The organism is Tetragenococcus solitarius NBRC 100494 (genome assembly GCF_001544195.1).
Taxonomy (GTDB): domain Bacteria; phylum Bacillota; class Bacilli; order Lactobacillales; family Enterococcaceae; genus Tetragenococcus; species Tetragenococcus solitarius.
Genome location: NZ_BCPY01000011.1, coordinates 33429 through 56697 on the forward strand (window position 1 = coordinate 33429; position 23269 = coordinate 56697).

Here is a 23269-nt window from a genome sequence, read left to right on the forward strand (position 1 = left end):
TAAGTGAGCCGATGAATCACCAACATAAGAAAAAGAACTATCCATACCTTTAAAAGGAAATACAGATAGTTCTTTATTATTCTAATGATGAAAAAATAAATGAAGCCTTATTTTGCTAAGCTTCCTAGTTTTGTCAACATTTCTTTTTGTGCATTTTGTATACCAACTGCGAGTGTTTTTACAGCCAATTTGATTTTAGTTCCGTTTGTTGTTACAACAACTTTTTTTATTATAGCTCCGCTAATTTTAATAGCCTCTATACTACTTACAGGGATAGTGTCAATATTTTTTACTTCCATATTCATATTTAGCTGAATAAGTTTTAGTTCATTATCATCCACCAAAACTGCATACATTTTGGGAATAGGTATATTTAACAATTTATGTTCATCAGCATAACCGACAGTACTTTGAGCACTCCCATGTTCTTCTTTTATCCTATCTAAATCCGTTTGTTTTATTACCCATCTCATTATTCATTCCCCCTTTTTATATATAATAGAGGAAAATAATCAGAAAATGAACTAGTTAGCTCAAATATATCCCATTATGTCGACCTTTATTGACTATTAAAAATAACCTATAAAAAAACAACTAAGAAAAATCTTTAACTAGAAAATTTCTCAGCTGTTTGTTTTATAAATTAACTATGTTTTTAACTTAAGGCTGTATCTAGTCCAACCTTGATCATCTCATCAAAAGTCGTCTGTCTTTCTAAAGCAGTGGTTTCTTCGCCAGTAATCATATGATCGCTTACGGTACAAATGGCTAAAGTTTGAATACCAAATTTTGCACCTAAATAATATAAAGCCGCCGCTTCCATTTCAACACCCTTAATTCCTAATTTGGCAAGTTGAAAAGTTTCAGTCATGTCATCTTTGTAAAATGTATCTTCAGACAAAATATTCCCTACGTGTGTGGTAAAGCCTTGTTTTTCGGCAATTTCGTAGGCTGATTTCAATAAATGAAAATCAGCAATCGGCGCAAAATGAAAATCATGGAAATGCTTTTGAACCATTGCCGAGCTCGTTACCGCTCCTTGAGCTAAAATAAGATCTCTAACATGAACATCTTTGGATAGTGCACCGCAAGTTCCTACACGTATTAATCGTTTTACCCCATAAGATTCAATTAATTCTTGCGCATAAATCGTAGCAGAAGGCATGCCCATGCCGGTACCTTGCACCGAAATCCGCTTACCGTTATAAGTCCCTGTGTAGCCGAGCATTCCACGAACTTGGTTATAACAAACTGGATCTTCAAAAAAAGTTTCAGCGATATATTTTGCTCGTAATGGATCTCCCGGAAGTAAAATTTTATCCGCAATATCTCCTGGTTTTGCTTCAATATGCACGCTCATATTGATCCTCCTTTATAATATTTTCAATGTCTCTTTGACTAATGTTTTAAAATCAACTTTGACTCGTTCTGTAGTTTCTACTACTTCTTTGTGATTCAAATTTTTCTGCATACCAGCCGCTAGATTCGTAATACAAGAAATCCCTAATACATTCAGTCCACTGTGGCACGCAACGATTACTTCAGGTACAGTTGACATCCCAACAGCATCTGCACCAGCAGTCCGCGCAAAACGAACCTCGGCAGGTGTTTCATAAGTAGGTCCAGAAAAAGCCATATAATTTCCTTCTTTTAAGGTAATTTCTTGTTTTTTAGCTACTTCTTTGACTTTTTTACGATAATTTAAATGATAAGCTTCACTCATATCTGGAAAACGCGGCCCTAAATCATCCATATTAGGACCAAACAAAGGGTTATCTCCCATAAAATTAATATGATCAGCAATCAGCATCAAATCTCCCGGAGTAAATTCAGGATTGACACCCCCAGCTGCGTTCGTCACTATTAAAGAGTGAGCTTTTAATGCAGCCATTACACGGACGGGATAGGTCACCGTTTGCATCGAATATCCCTCATAATAATGAAAGCGCCCTTGCATGGCTAACACTTTTTTTCCTGCCAGCATTCCATAAACCAGTTGCCCGGCATGTCCAGTAACTGTAGAAACAGGAAAATGCGGAATTTGATTATAACTAATAACTTGCGGATCTTTGATTTCATCAGCTAATTCTCCTAAACCCGAGCCTAGGATTAAACCAAATTCGACATCACTTACTCCCTTTTTTTTGATAAAATCAGTTGTTTCTTTTAACTTTTCTTGTAACGAACTCATTTAAACACTCCTCATTTTATATATTTTTTATCTTAACAATTCAAAGAATATAAAACATCCATCTCATTTATTTTCAAAAAAAGAGCGGTACTGTCGAAATTCCCTAAGCCCGCCCTTTTTCTCATATTATTTATTTAGACTTCACATAATTTTTCCCGCTTGCCTGAGGACCAGAAGAACGTCCCAAGAATAAAACGAGAACGATAATTGTTAATAGGTATGGCGCAATTTGTAAAAGCACTGGCGGAATAGAAGAAATAACGGGAAGCTGTGCACCAATAATACTCAAACTTTGCGCAAAGCCAAAGAATATAGCCGCTCCCATCGCACCTAATGGATTCCATTTGCCAAAGATCATCGCAGCTAATGAGATATACCCTTGACCAACGATTGTACCCGCCGAAAAGTTTCCTGAAATCGATTGTGCAAAAATCGCACCACCCATACCACCTAACAAGCCAGAAAGTAAAACACCCGAATAACGGAAGAAATAAACATTGACACCTAGCGTATCTGCTGCTTGTGGATGTTCTCCCACAGAACACAAGCGTAAACCAAAGCGTGTTTTAGAAATAATATACCAAGAAATAATAGCAATAATAATTGCTAGATAAGCTGGTAAAAAAGTATTTTTAAAGAAAATATCTCCAATAACCGGGATGTCTTTTAACCCAGGGAAAGAAAAATAACCTAAGTTACTATCGATATTATCTGTTTGTCCCTTACCATACCAAACTTTAATTAAAAAGACTCCCAGTGCTGGCGCCATTAAGTTAACCACAGTACCACTGATAATATGATCTGCTCGAAAGCTAACGGTTGCTGCCGCATGTAGCAAGGAAAATAACATCCCTACTAAACCTCCAACAAGGATTCCAAGCCAAGGAGTCCAACCGCCGAATTTCCCTGCATTTTCCAGATTAAACACAATCCCGCTAAAGGCGCCCATAACCATAATACCTTCTAGACCTACGTTTACAATACCACTTCTTTCAGAAAATGTACCTCCTAATGCGGTAAGAATCAAAGGAGTCGAATAAACCAAAGCAGATGTTAAAATTAAAGATATTAAACTCACTGTCGACATTATAGGCCGCCTCCTTTACCGTCTTGATTGCCTGATGTAGATTCAAGATTTTGAACAACCTCTTCTTTTCTTTTATCTGGCATGATTTTGGCAAGCAGTACACGCATAATATAGCTGATTGCTACAAAGAAGATAATCAACGCAATAACAACGTTGACAATTTCAAACGGCACGCCTGCACCCGTTTGCATCCCTAAACCACCAATTTGTAAAATACTGAATAATAAAGCGGCAAGTAAAATGCCGATGGAAGAACCTGCTCCTAATAGCGAGACCGCTAACCCATCGAAACCGATGGAAAGTGATTCTGTCTGAACAAAAAAGTTTTGGTACGTTCCTAGTCCTTCTACCACCCCGCCTAAACCAGCAAATGTGCCAGAAAGAACCATGGATAAAATAATTGTCCTTTTGCTGCTCATTCCAGCATATTCAGATGCATTAGGATTTAATCCGACAGCGCGTATTTCATATCCCAAAGTTGTTTTTTTCATAATAAACCAAACGACCACTAAACCAAACAAAGCTAGAAATAATCCTGCATTTACCCGTGAACCGCCAAAAAATCTTGAAAGGCTGTCCATGCTCAAGCTCGCATTTTCTGTAATCCGATTTGACGAATCCAAACTGGAACGAAAGCTTTCTGGCATTACCCCTTGTAAAATAAAGGTACTTAGGTATAAAACGATATAATTCATCATAATCGTTACAATGACTTCACTCGTACCAAAGTAAGCACGCAAAACACCTGGAACCGCAGCCGCTAAAGCACCTGCTAAAGCTCCGGCAATAATGCAAAGGGGTAATAATATAACTTTAGGTAAATCAGGAAAAACCAGCGCTAACGAAACACTCGCTAGCCAGCCGCATAAGGCCTGGCCTGAAAGACCAATATTGAAAAAGCCCGCCGAATTGGCAATTGAAAAACCTAAAGCAGTAAAAATTAAAGGCGTCGCTTGACGTAATGTTTCACCAATACTTCTCAAGTTACCTAAAGAAGCGTTCAACATAGACTGATAGCCAATAACTGGGTTGAAACCAAAAGCCGCCATAATGATTGCGCCAATGACAAGTCCTAAAATAACCGATAAGACAGGTACTAAAATATTACGAATTTTTGCATTACGATCATTCATCGGCTGTTACCTCCTGTTGAGCAAGTTCTTGTCTCGCTTTTTCCAAAGAAGAACCGGCCATTAATAACCCCAGTTCTTGTTCGGAAGTTTCTTCCGGCTTTACCACGCCCACAATTTTTCCATCATAGATGACTGCAATCCGGTCAGATACGTTTAATATCTCGTCCAGTTCAAAACTAACAAGAAGTACCCCTTTATCGTTGTCTCTTTGATTAATTAAACGTTTATGAATAAATTCAATAGCACCCACATCTAAACCACGAGTCGGATTAGCAACCACTAATAAGTCAGGATCACGGCTGACTTCTCTTGCAATCACGGCTTTTTGCTGGTTACCTCCAGATAAGGAGCGGGCCGGTACTACTTCATTGACTGTTCGTACATCATATTCTTCAATTAATTTTCGTGCATATTCGTGAATCTTACCATAGTTTAATGTGCCATTTTTACTAAAAGGCTCTAAATAATAGTTTTGTAAAACAAAATTTTCGGCAATGGACATATCTAAAATCAAGCCGTATTTATGTCGATCTTCTGGCACATGACCTACACCACTTTCAGTAATTTTTCTAGGACGTAAATTTGTAATGTCTTCTCCCTTCAACTGAACTGTTCCGCTTTCAGCTTTGCGCAAACCTGTTAATGCTTGAACCAATTCAGATTGACCATTACCATCAATCCCAGCAATTCCCACGATCTCTCCCGCATGAACGTCCAAATCAAGCCCTTTAACTGCTTCAACTCCACGATTTTCTTTAACAACTAAATCTTTAATAGATAAAACAGTTTGTTTGGGTTTGGCTTTTTTTTTATCTGTCTTAAATAAAACCGAACGTCCCACCATCATATCCGCTAATTCTTGAGAAGACACATCTTTAACGGTTACTGTGCCGATACCTTTACCTCGCCGAATCACAGTACATTCATCTGCCACTGACTTGATTTCATCTAATTTATGGGTGATTAAAATAATTGATTTGCCTTCTTTGACTAACCCTCGCATAATATCGATGAGTTCATCAATTTCTTGAGGCGTTAATACTGCTGTAGGTTCGTCAAAAATTAATACATCTGCACCACGATATAATGTTTTCAAAATTTCTACACGTTGTTGCATTCCTACGGATATATCCCGTACATAAGCATCCGGGTCAACACGTAATCCATAACGTTTAGAAACTTCCATAATGTCTTGACGCGCCTTTTTCCGATCAATTTTCCCTAAATGGCTCGGCTCGTTGCCTAAGATAATGTTTTCCGTCACTGTAAACGCATCTACTAGCATAAAGTGCTGGTGAACCATGCCGATACCCAGCTGATTCGCTGTATTTGGACCAGCAATTGTTACTTCTTTTCCATTGATGAGGATTTTCCCAGATGTTGGTTCTAATAAACCTGAGAGCATATTCATCAGTGTTGATTTTCCCGCCCCATTTTCCCCTAACAGAGCGTGAATTTCTCCTTTTTTCAGCCGCAAATTCACCCGATCATTTGCCTTAAAGAGCCCGAACTCTTTTGTAATATCGCGCATTTCCACGACAAATTGTTCTTCTGACACCTTTTTTCACATCCTTTAGAAGTAATTCTGAAACAAACAATCGACAAGCCGTTTACTTATTATAATAGAGAGCTTTTTTCTCTCAATAAAAAAAGGAAAAACAGACTTATGCGATTTTCCTCAAGCTTTATTGAAAGAAAAAATCCATTCGCTATCGCCGACACAATGCCGGCGATAAACGAACTTATTACTCTATGGTTTTTCAGGAACTTCTACATCGCCATTGATAACATCATCTTTAGCTTCTTCGACTGCTTTTTTGGCTTCATCAGATAAGTAGCCATCGGTTAAACCAACACCATCTTCGTCTAACCCGTATTCCAAGTGTTCTCCGCCAGGGAATTTGTCATCCGCTGATTTTTGCGCTAAATCTTGTACAACCGTTCCTACACCTTTTAGCGTAGAAGTTAAAGTGAAGTTGTCTTTTTCTCCATCTTTGGTATAATTTCCTTCATCTTCTTGGTCACGGTCAACACCAATTACCCAAACCTTATCGTCATTTGATTCATTGCGTGACTTTGCCTCTTGAAATACACCATTTCCGGTAGCACCGGAAGCATGGTAGATAATATCTGCGTCTTGAGAATACATACCTTGAGCGATTGAGCGACCTTTATCAGGTGCAGAGAAATCACCCGCATACTGGTTCAATACTTTGATATCTTTATCTTGTTTTTCGGCGCCATCTTCTACTCCTTTTGCAAAACCAGCGTCAAAGCGGTCAATAACTTCTCCTTCAACACCCCCTACAAAACCAACTTTATCTGTTTTTGTAGTATAAGCAGCTGCGATCCCAGCTAAGTAAGCAGCTTCCTGGTCTTTAAAGGTTGCTGAAGCGACATTATCACCTTCAACAACATCGTCTACGATAACAAAATTCGTATCTGGATTGTTTTGCGCTTGCTCTTCAATCGCTGGCTGCAATTTATAGCCAATTCCAAATATTGTCTTAAAGCCAGCATTTAAAGCTTGGTCGATATTAGGGATATAGTCGGACTCATTGGACGACTGGAAGTATTGATAGCCGTCATTGCCGCGTTCCAAATCATTCTCTTTTCCCCATGCTTGTAATCCTTCCCAAGCAGATTGGTTAAATGAACGATCATCAACGCCGCCTGTGTCAGTAATCAAAGCCGCTGGCGCGCTGGCACCATCGCCACTGCCTCCGCCATCGCCTGAACCTCCACCATTCCCGCAGGCCCCTAATAGTAAAGCGCTAAGCATTGTTATCGTACCAAACCCAAATAATTTTGCTTTTTTCATTTTAATGTGAATCCTCCTAAAAAATATTTTTTAATTTAAACAGCTTCTAACCGTTTGAATCCTTTATAAATCCTGCCCAGTAAACGAGTATGGCAATAGTTGCTCTACTGTCATTTCTTTTAACACACCGTTTTTGCCAACAAGCGTCACAGGCATATCTTGGCTGAAAAATTCAGCCATCACTTGACGACAAGCACCACATGGTGAAATGGGTTGTAACGTATTGCCAGCAATAACCAAATGCTTAAAGTCTCGTTCCCCTTCAGATACCGCCTTAAATATTGCTGTGCGTTCTGCACAATTGCTTAACCCAAAAGAAGCATTTTCGATATTAATGCCTTGATAAGTTTGTCCTTGTTTTGTGATTAAACAGGCTCCTACCGGAAAGTGCGAATAAGGTACATAAGCCTTTTCTAATGCTTTTTGTGCCCTGAGTATCCATTCTTTTTTTGCTTTTGCCATCTTCCACCTCCTCATGCTAATTTTTGTTATATTCGTTTCAAGAGCAATAATTTTTTTGGTTTTGTATACTTTTAATCACGTTAAAAAGGCCAACAAAGGTAACTATTCTTACTAGTTTTTAACTGCTAGCTTGTGATGATTTCATGGATTAATGTTGGTTTGTCAGCTGATGGACCAATGTGGATGTTTTCATATAATAATTCTTCAACCTGCTCATTTTGTTGACTATTACTATAAATTGTTAATAAAGGCTCCCCTTTTTCAACTTTTTCGCCAACTTTTTTATGTAACTTCAAGCCTACACTATGATCAATTGCTGCTTCTTTTGTCTGGCGCCCTGCACCTAATAGCATCGCCGCAATTCCGATTTCATTAGCAACTAATTTTGTCACAACCCCAGACGTTTTAGCAGGTAGCTCTATTTCAAATTGTGCTGTTAATAATTGCTCAGGATGCTGACAAATCGTTTCATCGCCGTCTTGGTTTTTAATCATCCGCTGAAAGGTTTCAAAAGCCGCTCCCGAAGAAATGGCTTTTTCTAACAAATCACGAGCTTCTTCTAACGTTTCCGCTTTTTGCCCTAATACAACCATTTGACTACCAAGTACATAACACATTTCCAATAAGTCAGCAGGACCTCTTCCTTGCAAGGTTTCAATGGCCTCAATCACTTCTAGGCTGTTTCCAATGGCTTGGCCCAGTGGCTGGCTCATATCAGAAATCACTGCCATTGTCTTGCGTTTTGCTAATTCTCCAATACGAACCATCATATGTGACAAGCGTCTAGCATCTTTCAAATTTTTCATAAAGGCGCCTTCGCCAGTTGTCACATCTAAGACGATCGCATCAGCGCCTGCTGCGATTTTCTTACTCATAATTGAACTAGCAATTAAAGGAATGGAATCAACCGTTGCCGTTACATCTCGCAGAGCATAAAGTTTCTTGTCAGCTGGCGCTAAATCTCCACTTTGGCCAATAACAGCTACTTTATTTTTATTTACCTCTTCAATAAACGCATGATCAGAAAGCTCAATTTTAAAACCCGGAATCGATTCTAATTTATCCAGCGTACCGCCAGTGTAACCTAAACCACGCCCTGACATTTTTGCAACGGGTACGCCAACACTAGCAACTAAGGGCGCTAAAACTAACGTCGTTGTATCTCCAACGCCGCCAGTTGAATGCTTGTCAACTTTAATACCATGAATAGAAGATAAATCAATTTTTTCTCCCGAATTAGCCATTGCTAAGGTCAAAGCAACAATCTCTTCGTCTGTCATATCTTCATAAAAAACTGCCATAAGAAAAGCACTCATTTGGTAATCAGGGATCTTATCTGCTGTATATTCTTGAATGATAAACTCAATTTCTTCCTTGGTTAAAGCTTGCCCATCTCGCTTTTTTTCAATCAAATCGACCATACGCATTAAAACGAACCTCGCTTCCTGATTTTCAGTTATTATACAATACTTTAAGAAAAGGTAAAACGCATAAGTAAACCGTTTTACTAAACAAGTTTAATATTGAAAGCCTTTTCTAAACATAGAATACAAGACGCCTTCTTGATTGTCAATCGTAATTGCAAGCATTTCCAAAAATTAAACTATTTACTTGCTCGGTCCTTCACGCTCTCACGAAAAATTAATTTTGTTTCGAAAATTTTGTTCGGAATTTGCCGTTCCGGAAATTCAATTGAATCAATAATAAATTGGGCTGCGGTGAAACCAATGTCAAATACAGGTTGCTTTATCGTAGTTAATGGAGGTGTCATAAATTTAGAAAAATCCAATCCATCAAACCCAATTACCGAAATATCCTCAGGTATCCGGTAATTTTGTTCGTAAATAGCGCGATAACAACCCATAGCCATAGCATCATTACTGCAGAAAATAGCTGTGAGTTTTTTACTCTTCAATAATTGTTGAGCGCCAGAATATCCCCCTTCAACTGTTAAATCAGCAGTCGCTACGTTTTCTTTTTTAAAGGTTATTCCAGCATCTTTTAAAGCGTGACGATAACCATTATAGCGTTCTTCTAATTGATAATAACTCGTATTTTCCTTAATAAGCCCAATATTATGATGTCCTTTTTTTATTAAATAAGAAACTGCCTGGTAAACTCCTTCATATTCTTTAACAATTAGACGTCCTTTATCTCGCTGGTTGATTCCTCGATCAATCAAGCCTAACGGCATCGTTTTAGCAAATTTACTATCAGTCCCATACTCTGCTGGCAGAACGTTAGGTGTCGCCAAAAGCACACCTTCTACAGAACGATCAGCCAACTGCTGTAACAATTGGATTTCTTTTCCTAAATTATGATGTGAATTACAAAGGACCAGCATATAGCCTAAAGGATTGGCATAACGTTCAGCTCCTTCTACAATCTTGGAAAAGAAAGAATCAGTTACATCCGGAACAATCATGCCAATTGTCTTTGAATGGCGTGTGACTAAATTAGAAGCAAAAAAGTCTGGTTTATATTGATATTTTTCAACAATATCATGGACACGTTGACGAGTAACAGCGCTAAATCGACCACCTTTATGGTTTAATATCTGCGAAACGGTGGTAACTGAAACACCTGCCATTTCGGCTATTTGCCGGATCGTTAACTTCATCTTCTTCCCCTCTTTTCACTTTGAATAATATAATATCCCTTATCTTTTTTAATCACTGCAGCATTGCCAAAGACTTCCTCCATTTTCTTTTGTGCACTAGGTGCTCCTTGCTTTTTTTGTATAACAATAGTTAGCGTTCCTGCTTCTTGCAAATAACAATAACCATCTTCAATAATCTGATGGACCACTTTTTTTCCTGCCCGTATTGGGGGATTACTTAAAATTGCTGCATATTGCTTTTCATGAACGTCGGTATAAATATCAGAAAGGTGAATGTCAACATTTGTAATCTGATTGTTGTATGCATTTTGTTCAGCCAGATAAACCGCGCGTTCATTTACATCCGTCATTTCAACCAGACGTCCACTCGCATAAGCAATCGCTAACCCAATTGGGCCATAGCCACAACCAATCTCTAAAATGCTTCCTTCAGGTAATTGTTCAAAAGAAAAGGCTTGTATAAGTACTCTTGACCCATAATCAACGGTATTTTTGGAAAATACACCACTATCTGTTGTAAATTGAAAATCTTTGTCGAATAACTCAAAAGACCATTTTAAAATCTCATGAGAACTTGTCGGAGTTGTTTGATAATAGTGATTTGTCATAGTTTCCCTCTTTTTTATTGATATTTTACTTTTATCATACCGATTTTTTTGACAAAGTAAATGAAAGTCTTGCTTTTTTTCTACTGTTGCTAGGACCTCTTCCATTTTTATGTTAAAATATCTTTGACTATTTTTAGAAATGATAGCGGTCCAAAGATAAGCAACTTATCTTTTCACCACTTCGTATGAGGAGGACCCATGGAAGAATATATGAATTTCTATCAAATTCCCCGTACTGAATGGCAAGGCTTTTATTCTCCTAAGCATACGCCGTTAACACAAGAGGAATTAGATAGTATAAAAAGTTTGAACGACCGGATTTCAATGCAGGACGTAGAAGATGTTTATATCCCAATGTGCCACATGATTCATTTACATATGAAAGAATACGAATCACTGACTTTAAGCAAAGGTCTTTTCTTACATCGCTATATAAAAGTCCCTCCTTTTATTATTGGCATTGCTGGAAGTGTAGCTGTAGGAAAAAGCACAACAGCGCGACTTTTACAAACACTCTTATCTCGTTTATTTCCTAAACAAGACGTACAATTAATTACGACGGACGGCTTTTTATATCCTAATCGTGTTTTAAAAGAGCGTGGTATTATGGATCGTAAAGGGTTTCCTGAAAGCTATGATATGGAACGGCTGATTGATTTTTTAAATAGTGTAAAGTCGCGTGAAAAAAATTTGAAAATCCCACTTTATTCACATAAAAGCTATGATATTATTGAAGGCGAGTATGAAACCATCTCGCAACCGGATATCTTGATTGTTGAAGGAATTAATGTATTCCAGCTACCTGCAAACCAACAAATCTATATTAGCGACTTTTTTGATTTTTCGATTTATGTCGATGCGGATCCTGCTCTAGTTGAACGTTGGTATTTAGAACGTTTTGAATCTTTGCTGGATACTGCCTTTCAAGATCCATCCAATTATTACTATGAATATGCCATGGGAGATCGTAAAGAAGCGATTGACATGGCCAAATCTGTATGGAAAAATGTGAATTTAAAAAATTTAAGAGAATTTATCTTGCCCACACGCTCTCGAGCAGATATAATTCTTCATAAAACAGATTACCATAAGATTGATCAAATATTGCTACGCAAATTTTGAACGTTTTATTTAAATCTAAGTAGAATAGAGGGAAAACATTTTGAATAACGCTGAGCAATTGGCAGACGTAGAAAAAATTATTGTATTAGACTACGGCAGCCAATATAATCAACTCATTACCCGACGCATACGCGATTGCGGGGTTTTTTCTGAGCTGTTAAGTCATAAAACCACGGCTGCAGAAATAAAGAAAATGAATGTAAAAGGAATTATCTTGTCCGGTGGTCCAAATAGTGTCTATGATACAGATTCATTTGGTATTGATGAAGAAATTTTTGAATTGGGTATTCCTATTTTGGGCATTTGCTATGGCATGCAGTTAGTAACACACCGTCTAGGCGGTACCGTAGAAAGAGCCCAAAATCGCGAATATGGTAAAGCTGGGATTGAGATTACTTCAGAAAAAGCGACACTATTTAGCTCTACCCCTGAAAAACAAACTGTTTGGATGAGTCATGGTGACTTAGTCAAGGACGTTCCTAAGGATTTTGAAGTGGTGGCAACCAGCAAAGATTGCCCGATTGCTTCCATTCAAAATGCAGAACGTAAAATTTATGGGGTACAATTTCACCCAGAAGTTCGCCACACTGAGTACGGCAATGATTTATTAAAAGAATTCGCCTTAGACATCTGTCAATGTAAAGGCGATTGGAGCATGGAAAATTTCATCGATATGCAAACCGCTAATATCCGCGAAAAAGTCGGCGACAAAAAAGTGCTGCTAGCTTTGTCTGGCGGTGTGGATTCCAGTGTTGTTGGCGTGCTTTTACACAAAGCTATCGGCGATCAATTGACTTGTATTTTTGTCGACCATGGTTTATTACGCAAGAACGAAGCTGAACAAGTCATGGAAAGTTTAGGCGGCAAATTTGGTTTAAATATTATTAAGGTAGACGCTCAAAAACGTTTCCTAGATAAACTAGCAGGAGTTTCCGATCCTGAGCAAAAACGTAAAATTATCGGTAACGAATTTATTTATTTGTTTAATGACGAAGCCATTAAATTGGCGGGTAAAGAAGGCATCAGCTTCCTAGCCCAAGGAACTCTTTATACCGACGTTATCGAATCAGGCACGGAAACCGCGCAAACCATTAAATCTCATCATAACGTGGGTGGTCTACCAGAAGAAATGAGCTTCCAACTAATTGAGCCATTGAATACATTGTTTAAAGATGAAGTACGCGCATTAGGAACCGAACTTGGTATGCCCGATGCCATCGTTTGGCGTCAACCATTCCCTGGTCCTGGTCTAGGAATTCGCGTATTAGGTGAGTTAACAGAAGAAAAACTAGAGATTGTCCGTGAATCTGACGCAATCTTACGTGAAGAAATCGCGAACGCTGGCTTAGTCCGTGATATTTGGCAATACTTCACCGTACTACCAGGCATCCGTTCTGTCGGTGTGATGGGCGATGAACGAACTTATGATTACACAGTTGGTATCCGCGCCATCACTTCTATTGACGGTATGACCGCTGACTTTGCGCGCATTCCATGGGATGTATTGCAACAAATCTCCGTACGTATCGTAAACGAAGTCGATCATGTAAATCGCATCGTGTATGATGTGACGAGTAAGCCGCCGGCAACAGTGGAGTGGGAATAGTAGAAATGACCTCCAAATCCTTTTGTATAAAGGATTTGGAGGATTATTTTTTTAAAAAGTAACACTAAAAGTAACAACACAATTTTTTCATTCTTCTTCTAAACCATTTAAATGACATTAATTTCCCTTAATTTTTGTTATTTTATTCATCTTGATATCTTATTTCTTCTTTTCCTCTTGTTTTAAATAAAACTTTCGCCACTGTATTTCAAGTATTGTTCTGGCAACTGCAAGCAATAATAAAAATAAAAGAAATACTAAGATTGGCGAGACTTTGAAAGGAATGAATAAATTAACTATAAATAACGCTAAAAAAAAGCAGCCAAAAAAAATAAATACCGTCCTCTAAATTTATTACTGAATGTAAGATACTCTTGTTTATTTTTTCTAATATAAATAGTGAGATCTCTCCATGATACTTTAGGAGTAAACACGGAAAGACTACCAAAAAAGCATACTAGAGCAGCGCCTCCTAAAACCAAATTCATAATTACAACTCCTTATTAAATCTCTCTAATTTACATCTTTTTCCTTAAAAAAATATATACCCAATAGATAAAAAATTATGCTCTAGGTAACTATTAAGGAAAGAAAAACCAATAATCCCTTGTTCTAACTCTTTTCCTAGTTTTGAACTTGTGAAATAAATAAATACAGTATAAGGAAAAGAACAAACGTAAGTTTTATCAGTATTTTAAATGCAAAAATTTAAACATCCTTACCTTGCTTTTTCTTTTTTGTGTTTACAGAAAGCAAACGTGACCTCTCATCAACTTTAACTACATTTCCAATTACTTTTATCGCATTTTTTGCAATCCAAACTTGTTCTTTATTTTTACTTTTCTTGAGCTTATATGCTACAAGGAGAGCTTTCTCATTACAAGAAAAATCTCGCTTTCCTACTTCCCTTAGTGCCCATACAACTGCTTTTCTTACATGCTCATGTTCAACCTGAGAGTATTCAGAAATTAAACACAAATAATCATCAATGATATCATCAGTTAAATTTCTTACGTGCATTGCGGAAGTAGCTATTAAAGTAAAAGCTGCCCGCTTTTTATAAATTTCAAATGACTTAACCCAACGAGTAATAAATTTATCACAATAGTCTGTTTTAATAATTAAGTTTTTACACATATGGTCACATAAGTCCCACGAGATAACGTTTGACATAAGGTATTCTATATCTTCAGAAGATATTTTGCTTATATCAAATAACAATACCGCTAATAATTTCGCTTCATGATATTTAGTTTCCCATAATTTCCATGCTAATTCATTAGACTTTTTAACCTTTTTAGCCAATTTTCGAATAGTTGCAGTAGAAACACCAATAGTAAACTCTTCAGGGATTCCCATTCGAATTACATTTGCTTTATGCTTTTCAGAAGCATTAGATTGAAGTTCAAAAATAATTTCTTTATCGTTCATTTTTTATCACTATCCTGTAACGCTTTTTCTAAATCTTTCACATAAGCATTTTGCTGTTTCTTTAAATACATCTTAACGAATGGTTTCAAGTAAAATTTCTTTGCTACAACATGTTCTGTAAAGTCTATTTCTGTTTCTCCGTTAATTTGAGAAAACGTTCCTATCCAGTAACCTGTCATATTATCATTTTCCATTTCAAATTCTAATCGTTGATAAGGCTTTATAACAATAATATTAAAAGTAGTAGTATACCCGCCTTTGGTATACTCAATAAAATGCCTTGCATTCAAAATCTCAGTTTTACTTAAATCACTTCGCCATGAAGAATTTTGAAAATTAGTTACAGTACTCCATACCCTCTCTACATTATAAGGAAAATTCGCTTTAATGTTTGCTTTGACCATATTATTCTCCCTCATTTCAACAGGCGACAATACTCAATATTTAGTATTCGTGAATTATCTGGTATAAAACTTACGACACTTAGTAACTTCATCCTAAAAAATATTATTAATCTATGAATTTGAAAATGATGAATCGCTTTCAAAAGCTGTCTTGAAATATTCAGCTGACTCACCCTCACCTTTAGAATTTAAAAACTTTATTGGTACACTTTTTAATTCAATTAATTTTGTCATAAAATCACTATCCATATATTTATATAATTCTACTAAAAAAGTGAGTTCGAGTTCCCCAATCGCTTTTAAAGACACTAATAGCTGTTCGGTAGAAGAAGTTTCAAAGGTTTTGTAAATCTTTTTTCTAACATCTTCAGACAACAATACGATAATCTTATGGTTTTGCTTGCCATAGTTTTTATCGAACCCATGCTCAAATGATAAAAACCATGTAATTAAACGGAACAATTCTTCCCTTGTTAAATTTAAATAAAATTGCGCGAGCAAGAATTCGTTTCTCAAGGTGGCTTTTAGCGTATTATTAAACTGCCACCAGAACTCTTTTACAGAATATTCAATTTCATTTGCTTTGGGTTTTACTTGCCAATAATCACTGTCATTAGGTACAACATCCATTTTTATTCTGGCATCCTTATCTCCAATTATTTTGGTCAAGCTGTCTTCTGTCAGATATTCTTCCAATTTTTTCAGCTGTAAAAATTGCATATCAATTCTTATGCCATTTTCAAATTGAACTAAAAAAATATATCCATCTTTTTCAGGAAAAGTTAGCTTCCCCACATAACCTTCCCCGTCAGGTTCAGTTAAAAGTAAAATTTCGCCAAATATATTTAAGAAAGTTCTATCCTTCTTGTATTTTTCAATGCAATCTGTAAAGAATACTACGTCAAAATCTTTGAATTTATCATCTGGAATATTTTTATCAAGCTTTGAACCATTCATAGCAAAAACTTTCAAGTCATCATTCGTTTCGAAGAAATTTGTTAATCGTTGCATCGTCTTATCCATTATTTTTCTCCTATCGCATTAATAAAAATAGTTTACTTCCTGTTTAAAGTTATATTCATGCCACATGAGAATATTCACCCAAAATTACTTTTAAGCATAAGAGCCGAATAATCGAATAGTGGCATTACGCCCGATTGTAACCCCTTACAAAACTTGGTAACTACGACGCTATTTTTCTACTTATAATAATAACAAAAAACATTGTAAAAAACATCACAATACAATGAATTACATTATAATATTTTCGGAGACTATCTTGCAAGTAGACAACTCCAATTGTTCGATCGGTTAATTTCGTGAATTATTGTGCCTGCATTTGCGGATATAATTATTGTACTAGTTAGTCATCTAGCCAATGATTAAACGATAATCTTTCGCAGTTGCTATCCTATAGCACAAAGAAAACTGTACTACGAAATATAATAACTAGTTTGAAAGTAATATGTTAATATAAAAATAGACAATCATTGGAAAGCTTTCCTAAAAGAGTGGATTTTCTGAAATCACATTTGAATTCGCTCGTTTCATGATTTCTTCAACAACTTCAGTTTTCGCGTCAGCATAATCTTGAACATTTTCCCAAGTATGTTGAGCAAGTTCGCGTTTTGCCTTGGCGTATTTTTCACGGTCCTCACGATTTGCACGTAACCAATCACGGAAGCGCAGTATTTTATCGATCTCTAATGCACCCTTACTGAATACATGCAAATTAATATCTGTATCTGGTCCTTTAAATAAGCGATGTTCATACCATTCTGGTTCTCTTATTCTTAATGTATATCCGGCTGATTCTAAAACAGGAACGTATGAAGACTCACAGGAAGAATCTTCCACCACCAGTAAAATATCAATAATCGGTTTAGCACACAAATCAGGCACCGATGTGGATCCCACATGTTCTAATTGTAAAACTTTATTGCCAAGTATTGATTTAATTCTTCTAGCTTCTCTCTCAAATAGTTTTGCCCAATTTAGATCATAATCAACTAATTCAATCGGCGCATTATGAGGTTTTCGTTTTCCAACAGTGACTTTTTTTAGATACTCATTATCTGTGGATGAGGAATAATTGTTACTTTTATTATCTTTCATTAATTTACTCCTTTTCGACTAGCTTTATATTCCAGCTTCTTATATCAAAAACGTTTTTCCTTTATTATACACATGGATCACATAAATAAATGTAGTCTTACTGATATTTCTTCAAGTCGACATGGGTTACATTTTTCAAAAAACTCCTTCTTGAAAAGCAAAGCAGCTTGTTCATTCCACCCAGGAGCTAGTCTGCCTGTATAATTAACCCCATGGTAATATGGGTATTTTCCATAAAATTCGGCTTTACTAAGAACTTTGCCAACAAGTTTGACATTTTTTCTCTGCTAATTCACTTAGCAATCTACCCATATGTAGCAACACAGCTCTCTAGTATTTCTCCTACAACCAGGAGCAATTCTTCATCTAAAACACGTTTCATAGAATAATCACACTCGCTTTCCTAGTGTAATGAATGTTTTCTTGGTACTCATTGTACAATTTATTACTCGGTTTATCACTAAACAAAATATTTTATGATAAAACAGATTCATATGAAGTGTGCGTTCCATACTTTACTTTTGAATTTCTGCTTAGCAATTTAGGCTATTACAGAAAGCAATCAGTTCGTTCCTTATGTTTGATATAAACACTATAAAAAATTTAAAATTTTATTTTTAATAAAATAATCATTCTCAATAACGTATAAACAAAACTGTAAGCAAACAATTGCATGGAAACATTGAGTAAGATTGAAATTGAAAAATATTCTGATAAAGAAAAATAGTTAGATAATTCTGCAATTGGAGGAACCATCCAAAGAACAAATCTTAATATTGGATAAGTTTCGGCTAGCGGGGCCCTTGCAAAGCATATTATTAAAATGAACATTACTATAATAATTGCAAACTTCCTATCAGTTATTAACCTTGGGTGAATTAAAAGACCTAACGTCATACCACAAAATGAAGTGAAAAAGAATAAAATAAAGGACGAAATAAAATCATTAAAAGTAAATACCCTAAAGAAAAGAGACGAATCATTAACAATGTCCGAAAGCCATGGCACAGTCGCTGAAAATAAACTGATCGATAAGCAAAGTAATAATGATAAAACAATTTGACTAAAATAATACTTAGTAGCACTTCTCACTTTTAGTATTAATATTTGTTGAGATACATCGTCTTCCAAAGTGTTATATGAAAAACCAACTACTATCATAATCATAAAAGTATATGAACAAGACATTAATATACTATCTATTAATTCAACTGGCTTGCTACTATAAACACTCAATTGTAAAAAAAGTAATGCAATGAGAAGTACAAAAAATTTTGCAGATTTAACATAATCTTTCAAATTGTAAACAAGAAGACTATTAAATTTTTTCACAAGCCATCCCCCTTATTAACCAATTATTTTTTAACATTATATTAATAAACTCATCAACTTTATTACTTGGTACTTTAAAAACAAAGTTATCTTCTCTTTTTTCAATACAGAATCTTTTGCAAGCATCCATCAGCATATTATTTTGTTTTTGTGGTATAAATGTCAAAATATACCATAACTTTTCATCAATGCGTTTTGATATAACCTCTCCATCGTTCACTTCCCAAACCGTATCTGATATTGTATCTATCAGATACTTTTCATGACAAGACATAACTATTGCCACTTTTTGTTCTCTAAGCTTATTAATTTCTTTGATAAACACACTCTGTGAATAAGAATCTTGCCCAGACAATGGTTCATCTAAAATTAATATATCAGGAGGGTTTAATAAAGCTTGAATAACATTAATCTTTTGGAGCGTTCCTTTTGATAAAAGCTTTAAAGGAGTATCGAGCATGCCTGAAATTTGAAATTCTTCAAATAATGCTTTTGATCTTTTTTCTAAATTTTTCTCTGAAATTCCATCAACTTCCCCTATTAATTGGATATATTGTTTAATATTAAACTTCTTTTTTGGGAAATGTTCTGGAATATATTGAAAAGAAACTTTCCTTTCTTTTTTTACTGTTCCAGTATTTGGATTAGTTAAACCAGCAATAATTTTTAACAATGTACTTTTCCCAAGACCATTTTTTCCTGTGATTGCGATGGATTGTCCTAGAAAAATTGATAAATTAACATCTTTGAAAAGTAAATTTTTTTTATACTTCTTGCTTACATTATTTAGAGTTATTATTTTTTCCATATTAACCTCCCTAAATAAAAATAGTTAATTAAAATCTTTCTTCGTTTGTATCAGAAAATAAATGTTCCCCGCAAGAAAAGAGATAACATATTTGTACATAGTGAACTGGCTAACTAGATATTCATTTGGCAAAATGATATCCCCTATAAGGATCGTCAACAAAACTACATAGGCCCAATTTTTATATATGACGTCCGTTCGTTCATCGTCTTTCCCGAATTTTTTGGAAAAGTAAAAAATTATAGTAATCATGATAAAAAGCATAAACAAGCCGAATCCAATAAAAATAAACCAATTTGTTCGACTTGATTCTGCCCATTCTTTTAAGGGATAAAATAATGCTGGGATTATATCTGAAAAACTATTAATCTTCATTCTGACCACTTCCTTTCACATAAGTAAAAATCTCATTAACATCTACGTCAAAAAAAGAGGCAATACGAAATGCTAACAATAAAGTCGGTACATAATTCCCTTTTTCCATGACAAAAATCGTTTGCTTAGAGACACCGACTTTTTCTGCTAGTTCTTGTTGAGACATTCTAGCAAGTACGCGATACTCATACACTTTGTTTGATATTGAATCACCAAAATTGTTTTTCACAACTACCACCTCATAACAGATTATAAATTATTATTTTACAAAAGTAAAGTTTACTTATACAAAATAAAAATTTTCATTTACACTCATGATTATCTTAAAAATATCGCTATACATAGAATGCCTTCGATTATCAACATATGCTCCATCATTTAGCTTTATTATTGCTGTTTCAGCAAAGCATATGATAATTTCCTCTAAGTATTGTTCTTTCAATAACCTTACTTTAAGATAGAGAAAAAGCAATAGAAACTTGTAGTAAACGTTCTATTCGATGCTGAAATAAATAGCTTAGCGTGTTAACTTTTATAGGAGGATAGCAAACAAATGATTATTTGGATTAATGGTGCCTTTGGTTCGGGAAAGACTACAATAGCAAAGCTTTTGAACGCGCAGATAGACAACTCTTTTCTTTACGATCCGGAAAATATCGGTGATTTTCTAAGAAATAACTTGCCTCAATCCATCCAAAAAAGAGATTTTCAATACTATCGAGAGTGGCGTGAGTGGAATGTTCATTTGCTGAAAAAAATGTTTAATGAATACAACGGTGATATTATCGCTCCTATGACTTTATATAAAAAAGAAGCTTTTGATGGAATTATTGGAGAGTTAAGACGTTTAGAAGTTCCTATTTGCCATATTCAACTTGAAGTATCCAAAAACACAATTCTTGAACGTTTAGAAGAGCGTAACCCATCATTAAAAGCTTGGGGGACTGAAAGAGTAGATGAAATTTTAGAAAGCTTCAAAAAAATTCCTGCTTCTGAAAAAATAAATAACGACGATGTTGCAAAAGAGGATACTGTAAGTAACATACTAGACCGAATAAAGAGATAAAGGATTGAACTCTCGTAGGCGCTCACATTTCGGCAATTATATCATTATCTTCCTATCTAAATAATAGTAAAAAACATTGTTAAAAGCATCATAGTATAATAAATTACGTTATATTATTTGTGGCAACTTGCCCCAAAAAAGGGTGTTACTTTCAAAAGACTCCTTCTCATTGGTTATTGCTCCACTTTTTGTAGGTCTAATCGTCATGAAAGTGAATCATTAGCTAGATGATTAAGCGATAACCGTTACAGTTGCTATCCTAGCCCCAACACTGAAGTCGCAAACACAATATAGCATACCCTTTCTAAAAAAAGAACAAGGTTTAATTCAACAAGTTGTTTAAAGAAACCGGGCTATATCTACCCATATATAAATTATTGCTAATCCTCCCACTGAAACTTCTTCAAATCGACGTGGTTTTCATCTTTCAAAAAAACGCCTTCCTCACGGAGCAGATCAGCTTGTTCATTCCAACCTGGAGCTAGTCTGCCTGCATGGTTAACCACACGGTGACAAGGGTATTTCCCATAATATTCGGCTCTACTGAGGACTTTGCCAACCAGTCTAGCGTTTTTTTCTCTGCCGATTAATTTGGCAATTTGTCCATATGTAGCAACACAGCCCTCTGGTATTTCTCCAACGACCGAGAGAATCTCATAGGCTAAATCTTCATCTAAAACACGTTTCATAGAATGATCACACTCGCTTTTTTAATGGAATGAACGTCTTCCTGGTACTAATTGCAATTTTTTACTAGCTAATACTATTCATTACGTCTCTTATTTTTTGTTCTATCCAGTAAATAATCTACACTAACGTCAAAATAATCGGCTATTTTAATAAGCGTACTTACTGGCCACTCTATTTTTCCTGTTTCATACTGAGAATAGGTATTTTGAGAAATACTCAGCAGCTCAGCCATTTGTTGCTGGGTTATATCATTATCTTCTCTTATAGAACGTATATTTTTATAACTCATCTTCATCACCTATGTTTATTATAAATATCTGTCATAAAGATATTGCGTTTTATCTTGAATACAGATAAAATAAGCATATATATTATATTAAAGGAGGACAACTATGGAAAGGGAGAAGCTAACCAAAAACAAGCAGCCGATTAAAGCGGTTACACAACAAGACATTCATCATTTAAAAGGGACCTTGGAAAAACTTCAATCTTGGACAAATGCTTTAGAAATGCTTGATAAATTCTTCAAATATGAGAAAGAGCCATTAAATAAAAAGCAAGTTATTTTGGAATATCACGCCAACTCACAAATTTTTGATACTTTTCTCAAAGATTTTCTTACTCAAACTCATCTTTTGGAAGATCAACTGGAAGAACTACGTTCAAGAGAAAAAATAGGAAACTAAAATTACATCTCTGTTCTAAAGGTTGCTCACTATCAAATAAAAAGAAGACAACAGCCGTTACAAATTATTAACCTTGCTGCTGCCTTCTTCTATGTGATATTTTATCCTTTATTTTGATTTATGATTTACCAAGCACCATCATATAACGATGTTCAACCGAGCTTACAAATCCTTCTTCTTCAATTTCCTGATGTAATTCTGTTAGGCCTTCAAGACATCTATCAACAGAAAAGCCTGGAAATTCCCACTCAATAATAGACGCATAATAGGCAATAGCACCGGCATCAAAAAACTTTAGCTGGGCGTAGAACTCATCACTATTTAATATTTCAAAACCAATTTTTCTTGCTTGCTCTAGCTGATAAGTTAACTGGTTACGAACATCAACTTCCAATTCTTTTTTCAACAGACGTTTTGAAAGAGTCCGACTATTTTCGCACCCGACCTGTTGGGTGATAAAGATGCCGCCCGATTTTAAGACGCGGTGGACTTCGTCTAATCTAAAAGCTTCATGACGGTTGAGAATGATATCAAAGGAATTCTCTGAAAAAGGAAGAACATCGTCTTCTTCTACAAATTTAACCGTAATCCCCAGTGGTTCTAATTTCTTCTTACATAAGTGATAGTTTGGCAGATAGCCTTCTGTGACCGACGTTTGATTATAGGGATGCTCAAAAGTTAAGAGAACCTCACCGCCTCCTGTTCCCATATC

At 35.6% G+C, this 23269-nt stretch carries 26 protein-coding genes; 4 read left to right on the forward strand and 22 right to left on the reverse strand.

Annotation, left to right across the window (positions count from 1 at the left end):
• Positions 1–107: 107 nt before the first annotated feature.
• The 11 genes from TS1_RS05085 to TS1_RS05135 form a co-directional block, all read right to left on the reverse strand.
• Entirely contained in the window at positions 108–473 is a 366-nt protein-coding gene (locus TS1_RS05085; protein ID WP_068708498.1) for a hypothetical protein, read from the reverse strand.
• 182 nt (positions 474–655) lie between these two features.
• Entirely contained in the window at positions 656–1360 is a 705-nt protein-coding gene (deoD, locus tag TS1_RS05090) for a purine-nucleoside phosphorylase (RefSeq protein ID WP_068708500.1), read from the reverse strand.
• A 12-nt stretch (positions 1361–1372) separates the two neighbouring features.
• Positions 1373–2191 carry a purine-nucleoside phosphorylase gene (locus TS1_RS05095; RefSeq protein WP_068708502.1) on the reverse strand — a complete coding sequence of 273 codons (819 nt, stop codon included), beginning with the start codon at positions 2189–2191 and terminating at the stop codon, positions 1373–1375.
• 130 nt (positions 2192–2321) lie between these two features.
• A complete protein-coding gene (locus TS1_RS05100) occupies positions 2322–3278 on the reverse strand; it encodes an ABC transporter permease (RefSeq protein ID WP_068708504.1) in 957 nt (318 codons plus the stop codon).
• Complete coding sequence (locus TS1_RS05105) at positions 3278–4411, reverse strand: ABC transporter permease (RefSeq protein ID WP_068708506.1); 1134 nt, start codon at positions 4409–4411, stop codon at positions 3278–3280. The genes TS1_RS05100 and TS1_RS05105 overlap by 1 nt, the downstream gene beginning before the upstream one ends.
• Entirely contained in the window at positions 4404–5942 is a 1539-nt protein-coding gene (locus TS1_RS05110) for an ABC transporter ATP-binding protein (RefSeq protein ID WP_407701887.1), read from the reverse strand. Before TS1_RS05110 ends, TS1_RS05105 begins: the two co-directional genes overlap by 8 nt.
• Before the next feature lie 219 nt (positions 5943–6161).
• Positions 6162–7232, reverse strand: a complete 1071-nt coding sequence (locus TS1_RS05115) for a BMP family lipoprotein (RefSeq protein WP_068708510.1) — start codon at positions 7230–7232, stop codon at positions 6162–6164.
• Between the two features lie 63 nt (positions 7233–7295).
• A complete protein-coding gene (cdd, locus tag TS1_RS05120; RefSeq protein ID WP_068708512.1) occupies positions 7296–7694 on the reverse strand; it encodes a cytidine deaminase in 399 nt (132 codons plus the stop codon).
• A gap of 125 nt (positions 7695–7819) precedes the next feature.
• A complete protein-coding gene (locus TS1_RS05125; protein WP_068708514.1) occupies positions 7820–9121 on the reverse strand; it encodes a pyrimidine-nucleoside phosphorylase in 1302 nt (433 codons plus the stop codon).
• Positions 9122–9297: 176 nt separating this feature from the next.
• Complete coding sequence (locus tag TS1_RS05130) at positions 9298–10314, reverse strand: LacI family DNA-binding transcriptional regulator (RefSeq protein ID WP_068708516.1); 1017 nt, start codon at positions 10312–10314, stop codon at positions 9298–9300.
• Positions 10311–10922 carry a class I SAM-dependent methyltransferase gene (locus TS1_RS05135; protein WP_068708518.1) on the reverse strand — a complete coding sequence of 204 codons (612 nt, stop codon included), beginning with the start codon at positions 10920–10922 and terminating at the stop codon, positions 10311–10313. The genes TS1_RS05130 and TS1_RS05135 overlap by 4 nt, the downstream gene beginning before the upstream one ends.
• Before the next feature lie 198 nt (positions 10923–11120).
• On the opposite strand from TS1_RS05135, the gene coaA reads away from it, so the two are divergent.
• Positions 11121–12044, forward strand: coding sequence for a type I pantothenate kinase (gene coaA, locus TS1_RS05140; RefSeq protein WP_068708520.1), 924 nt, complete (start codon positions 11121–11123; stop codon positions 12042–12044).
• A 58-nt stretch (positions 12045–12102) separates the two neighbouring features.
• Entirely contained in the window at positions 12103–13650 is a 1548-nt protein-coding gene (gene guaA, locus TS1_RS05145) for a glutamine-hydrolyzing GMP synthase (RefSeq protein ID WP_174519323.1), read from the forward strand.
• 708 nt (positions 13651–14358) lie between these two features.
• Here guaA and TS1_RS05155 read toward each other — a convergent pair.
• From TS1_RS05155 to TS1_RS05190, 8 genes are all read right to left on the reverse strand, one after another.
• Positions 14359–15081 carry a DNA alkylation repair protein gene (locus tag TS1_RS05155; protein WP_068708526.1) on the reverse strand — a complete coding sequence of 241 codons (723 nt, stop codon included), beginning with the start codon at positions 15079–15081 and terminating at the stop codon, positions 14359–14361.
• Positions 15078–15485 carry an SRPBCC family protein gene (locus TS1_RS05160; RefSeq protein WP_068708528.1) on the reverse strand — a complete coding sequence of 136 codons (408 nt, stop codon included), beginning with the start codon at positions 15483–15485 and terminating at the stop codon, positions 15078–15080. Before TS1_RS05160 ends, TS1_RS05155 begins: the two co-directional genes overlap by 4 nt.
• 111 nt (positions 15486–15596) lie before the next feature.
• Positions 15597–16508, reverse strand: a complete 912-nt coding sequence (locus TS1_RS05165) for an aminoglycoside 6-adenylyltransferase (protein WP_068708530.1) — start codon at positions 16506–16508, stop codon at positions 15597–15599.
• 480 nt (positions 16509–16988) lie between these two features.
• Entirely contained in the window at positions 16989–17600 is a 612-nt protein-coding gene (locus TS1_RS05170) for a GrpB family protein (protein ID WP_068708532.1), read from the reverse strand.
• Positions 17601–18203: 603 nt separating this feature from the next.
• On the reverse strand, positions 18204–18932 hold the full coding sequence (locus TS1_RS05175; RefSeq protein WP_068708534.1) for a hypothetical protein: 729 nt from the start codon (positions 18930–18932) through the stop codon (positions 18204–18206).
• Positions 18919–19740, reverse strand: a complete 822-nt coding sequence (locus tag TS1_RS05180; RefSeq protein WP_068708536.1) for an ATP-binding cassette domain-containing protein — start codon at positions 19738–19740, stop codon at positions 18919–18921. The genes TS1_RS05175 and TS1_RS05180 overlap by 14 nt, the downstream gene beginning before the upstream one ends.
• A 24-nt stretch (positions 19741–19764) precedes the next feature.
• Positions 19765–20115, reverse strand: a complete 351-nt coding sequence (locus tag TS1_RS05185) for a hypothetical protein (protein WP_068708538.1) — start codon at positions 20113–20115, stop codon at positions 19765–19767.
• On the reverse strand, positions 20105–20344 hold the full coding sequence (locus tag TS1_RS05190) for a helix-turn-helix transcriptional regulator (protein ID WP_068708540.1): 240 nt from the start codon (positions 20342–20344) through the stop codon (positions 20105–20107). Before TS1_RS05190 ends, TS1_RS05185 begins: the two co-directional genes overlap by 11 nt.
• A gap of 324 nt (positions 20345–20668) precedes the next feature.
• On the opposite strand from TS1_RS05190, the gene TS1_RS05195 reads away from it, so the two are divergent.
• Positions 20669–21181, forward strand: a complete 513-nt coding sequence (locus TS1_RS05195; RefSeq protein WP_068708542.1) for an AAA family ATPase — start codon at positions 20669–20671, stop codon at positions 21179–21181.
• Between the two features lie 380 nt (positions 21182–21561).
• Here TS1_RS05195 and TS1_RS05200 read toward each other — a convergent pair whose 3' ends face one another.
• Together TS1_RS05200 and TS1_RS05205 are read right to left on the reverse strand one after the other, a co-directional pair.
• A complete protein-coding gene (locus tag TS1_RS05200; protein ID WP_068708545.1) occupies positions 21562–21870 on the reverse strand; it encodes an MGMT family protein in 309 nt (102 codons plus the stop codon).
• 74 nt (positions 21871–21944) lie between these two features.
• A complete protein-coding gene (locus TS1_RS05205) occupies positions 21945–22160 on the reverse strand; it encodes a helix-turn-helix domain-containing protein (protein ID WP_068708547.1) in 216 nt (71 codons plus the stop codon).
• A 103-nt stretch (positions 22161–22263) separates the two neighbouring features.
• On the opposite strand from TS1_RS05205, the gene TS1_RS05210 reads away from it, so the two are divergent.
• Positions 22264–22557, forward strand: coding sequence for a hypothetical protein (locus tag TS1_RS05210; protein WP_068708549.1), 294 nt, complete (start codon positions 22264–22266; stop codon positions 22555–22557).
• A gap of 118 nt (positions 22558–22675) precedes the next feature.
• Here the strand turns inward: TS1_RS05210 and TS1_RS05215 are convergent.
• Positions 22676–23269: class I SAM-dependent methyltransferase (locus tag TS1_RS05215; protein WP_068708555.1), on the reverse strand; the 594-nt coding region annotated here is incomplete at its 5' end.

What these genes read in the sequence shown, in the direction of transcription:
- TS1_RS05085 (WP_068708498.1), bottom strand. Translation starts at nt 473, where the DNA reads ATGAGATGGGTAATAAAACAAACGGATTTAGATAGGATAAAAGAAGAA.
- deoD (WP_068708500.1), bottom strand. Translation starts at nt 1,360, where the DNA reads ATGAGCGTGCATATTGAAGCAAAACCAGGAGATATTGCGGATAAAATT.
- TS1_RS05095 (WP_068708502.1), bottom strand. Translation starts at nt 2,191, where the DNA reads ATGAGTTCGTTACAAGAAAAGTTAAAAGAAACAACTGATTTTATCAAA.
- TS1_RS05100 (WP_068708504.1), bottom strand. Translation starts at nt 3,278, where the DNA reads ATGTCGACAGTGAGTTTAATATCTTTAATTTTAACATCTGCTTTGGTT.
- TS1_RS05105 (WP_068708506.1), bottom strand. Translation starts at nt 4,411, where the DNA reads ATGAATGATCGTAATGCAAAAATTCGTAATATTTTAGTACCTGTCTTA.
- TS1_RS05110 (WP_407701887.1), bottom strand. Translation starts at nt 5,942, where the DNA reads ATGCGCGATATTACAAAAGAGTTCGGGCTCTTTAAGGCAAATGATCGG.
- TS1_RS05115 (WP_068708510.1), bottom strand. Translation starts at nt 7,232, where the DNA reads ATGAAAAAAGCAAAATTATTTGGGTTTGGTACGATAACAATGCTTAGC.
- cdd (WP_068708512.1), bottom strand. Translation starts at nt 7,694, where the DNA reads ATGGCAAAAGCAAAAAAAGAATGGATACTCAGGGCACAAAAAGCATTA.
- TS1_RS05125 (WP_068708514.1), bottom strand. Translation starts at nt 9,121, where the DNA reads ATGCGTATGGTCGATTTGATTGAAAAAAAGCGAGATGGGCAAGCTTTA.
- TS1_RS05130 (WP_068708516.1), bottom strand. Translation starts at nt 10,314, where the DNA reads ATGAAGTTAACGATCCGGCAAATAGCCGAAATGGCAGGTGTTTCAGTT.
- TS1_RS05135 (WP_068708518.1), bottom strand. Translation starts at nt 10,922, where the DNA reads ATGACAAATCACTATTATCAAACAACTCCGACAAGTTCTCATGAGATT.
- coaA (WP_068708520.1), top strand. Translation starts at nt 11,121, where the DNA reads ATGGAAGAATATATGAATTTCTATCAAATTCCCCGTACTGAATGGCAA.
- TS1_RS05155 (WP_068708526.1), bottom strand. Translation starts at nt 15,081, where the DNA reads ATGAACGATAAAGAAATTATTTTTGAACTTCAATCTAATGCTTCTGAA.
- TS1_RS05160 (WP_068708528.1), bottom strand. Translation starts at nt 15,485, where the DNA reads ATGGTCAAAGCAAACATTAAAGCGAATTTTCCTTATAATGTAGAGAGG.
- TS1_RS05165 (WP_068708530.1), bottom strand. Translation starts at nt 16,508, where the DNA reads ATGGATAAGACGATGCAACGATTAACAAATTTCTTCGAAACGAATGAT.
- TS1_RS05170 (WP_068708532.1), bottom strand. Translation starts at nt 17,600, where the DNA reads ATGAAAGATAATAAAAGTAACAATTATTCCTCATCCACAGATAATGAG.
- TS1_RS05180 (WP_068708536.1), bottom strand. Translation starts at nt 19,740, where the DNA reads ATGGAAAAAATAATAACTCTAAATAATGTAAGCAAGAAGTATAAAAAA.
- TS1_RS05185 (WP_068708538.1), bottom strand. Translation starts at nt 20,115, where the DNA reads ATGAAGATTAATAGTTTTTCAGATATAATCCCAGCATTATTTTATCCC.
- TS1_RS05195 (WP_068708542.1), top strand. Translation starts at nt 20,669, where the DNA reads ATGATTATTTGGATTAATGGTGCCTTTGGTTCGGGAAAGACTACAATA.
- TS1_RS05200 (WP_068708545.1), bottom strand. Translation starts at nt 21,870, where the DNA reads ATGAAACGTGTTTTAGATGAAGATTTAGCCTATGAGATTCTCTCGGTC.
- TS1_RS05205 (WP_068708547.1), bottom strand. Translation starts at nt 22,160, where the DNA reads ATGAGTTATAAAAATATACGTTCTATAAGAGAAGATAATGATATAACC.
- TS1_RS05210 (WP_068708549.1), top strand. Translation starts at nt 22,264, where the DNA reads ATGGAAAGGGAGAAGCTAACCAAAAACAAGCAGCCGATTAAAGCGGTT.